Annotated in this window: 3 protein-coding genes; all 3 read left to right on the top strand. The window is 74.9% G+C overall.

What is annotated here, in order from left to right:
* Positions 1 to 190: hypothetical protein (locus C1A33_RS35225; protein WP_165818564.1), on the top strand; the 190-nt coding region annotated here is incomplete at its 5' end.
* Between the two features lie 101 nt (positions 191 to 291).
* Complete coding sequence (locus C1A33_RS24005; protein WP_101833601.1) at positions 292 to 954, top strand: response regulator transcription factor; 663 nt, start codon at positions 292 to 294, stop codon at positions 952 to 954.
* Positions 947 to 2,110 (top strand): sensor histidine kinase, encoded by a 1,164-nt coding sequence (locus tag C1A33_RS24000; protein ID WP_101833600.1) that lies wholly within the window; start codon positions 947 to 949, stop codon positions 2,108 to 2,110. The genes C1A33_RS24005 and C1A33_RS24000 overlap by 8 nt, the downstream gene beginning before the upstream one ends.
* Positions 2,111 to 2,243 lie beyond the last annotated feature (133 nt).

The following is a 2,243-nucleotide window of genomic DNA, read 5'->3' as shown; positions in this document are numbered from 1 at the left end:
CGACGGCGTGAATGATTCCGGCGGTCGGCCGGATGATGATCGAGGCATTCTTGCGCGGTCGGCCGAGGAAATGCCGGACGACCTGGAGAAACGCATTTCCGGGGAGACTTCGCCGGTTCCGGCGACCCTGCTCGCGGTGACCGCCCAGGGCCGATTCGGCCTGGTTCATCCGCGTTCCGCCGCCTCCTGAGCGGCCCGGCCGAGCCTGCGCGGAAAGCGGGCGCGGCCTGGTTCGGCGTGCAACGATTGCGCCGTGAACGGATGGTGCGTCGGGCCGGTGGGCCGTCTCCCATGCGGGTAGCGGTCGCCGACGACGCCGCCCTGTTCCGTGAGGGCCTGGTGCTGCTGCTGTCGACCGCGGGCCATCAGGTCGTCGGCTGTGTCGGTGACGGTGACGCCCTGCTCGATCTGCTCGCCGTCGAACCCGTGGACGTCGTCGTCCTCGACATCCGGATGCCGCCGGGGCCGGAAGGCGGGCTGAGCACGGCGGCGCGGGTGCGCGACCGTCATCCCGGGATCGGCCTGCTGCTGCTGTCGCACTACGCCGAGACGCTCTATCTCCTGCGCTTTCTGGAGATCGGCACCGAACGGATCGGCTATCGGCTCAAGGAACGCATCGCCGGAGTGCGGGTGCTCACCGACACCCTCGACCGCATCGAGGCCGGCGAGATCGTCATCGAGTCGGTGCTGGCACGCCGTCTCGTCGAGCGGCCGGCCGTCGCCGGCGGGCCGCTTGCCTCCCTCAGCCCGCGCGAGTCGGAGGTGCTGCGCCTGATGGCGGAGGGGCGCTCCAACAACGGCATCGCCGCGGCGCTGTACGTGTCCGCCAAGTCGGTCGAGAAGTACAGCGCGAGCATCTTCGCCAAACTCGACCTGCCCGTGGACTCCACCGCGCATCACCGCCGTGTGCTGGCGGTCCTGCGCTACCTGGACGCCGTCCGCACCGGTGGCTGACCACGGGATCGCATCGGTCGGCCACCAGCCGCAGGCGTCGGTGGCCACGGCGGCGGCGCGGCTTGCGCCGCCGGGTCCGGCCGCCTTCCGGCCACCGTGGCAGGTGTTGGCGCAGGACATCGCGGCGCTGCCGGCGTGGGCCACGTTCGGGCAGCGCGTGGCGCCGTTGCTGCGCAACCTGACTCTGGCGACCGGCACCGGGCAGGCACACCTGTGGCTGCCCGAGCCCGATCGCCCGGCGCCACCGACGGCGCCGCCAGCACCTCGGAGCCCGCTGGCCCGGGACGACCCGCCCGCCTGGCCGGGCGCACGGGCGATGATGCCGGTGCACGACGGCCAGCGGGAGATCGCCGTGCTGGTCGTCACCGACCGTCCGGGCGCGCCGCCGCCGGCTGTTCCCACCTCGGCGCTGCGCGAGACCGCGGACATCGTGGCGCTGCTTCTGCACGAGGTCACGGCGCAGGAGACCCTTCGCGTCCGGGCGCGGCACGCCGAGGACCTGCAGGTGCGGGCGAGGCGCATCGAGGCGGATCTCGGCGCGGCCCTGGAGGCGGAGCGGCGCCGCCTGGCCACGTGGGTGCTGACCGGGGCCAACCGCCACCTGGCGGAGGTGGCGGAGCGCCGCCGGGACTTCGCCGCCGCCGTGCACGACGACCCTTCCCGCGCCCCGGCGGCGCTGGGCGCGCTACGGTCGGCCGTCGACGATCTCCTCGACACCTTTCGGGCCGTGGTGCGGGGAGTGCATCCGTCGACACTGCGCGCGCGGGGCACCGCTGCCGCGCTGGGCGAACTGGCCGCTGCCCTGCCCCGGCGGATCCGCTGCACCGGCGATCTCGGGCGGCGGGTCGGCTGGGAGATCGAGTCCGGTGTCTACCACGCGGCGGCGGCGGCGCTCGCGGCGCTGCCGGCGTCCGCCGACGACGCGCTGCTCGTCCACTTCAGCCGGACCGCCGGCCGGCTCGCGGTGCGGGTCAGCGACCCGGCGGGCAGCGTGCCGCGGCTGCGGATCGCGCTCGCGGACGACGCCCGTCGGCTCGCGGCCCTCGGTGGCGGCCTGCACTGCCACCCGTCCCTCGCCGACATGGCGGTGATCGACATCTGGCTGCCGGAGAGCCTCACCGGCACCGACGACCCTGGCCCACCCCCGTCCGCCTGACCCCGCGCGGCCCGCGGGCCGGTGCGTCGCGGGATGGTGGGCTGGCCGTCCCGTCACAGGGGGCCGCCGCGCCGCCGCGAACCGGGCCGCCCGAGCGGTCGCCGCCGCGACCGAGGACGGCCCGGTGTGAAGA

The sequence above is a fragment of the Frankia canadensis genome (assembly GCF_900197875.1).
GTDB classification, from domain to species: domain Bacteria; phylum Actinomycetota; class Actinomycetes; order Frankiales; family Frankiaceae; genus Frankia; species Frankia canadensis.
The sequence above is the reverse complement of the archived record's forward strand: the minus strand, read 5'-3'. Positions and strand labels throughout refer to the sequence as shown.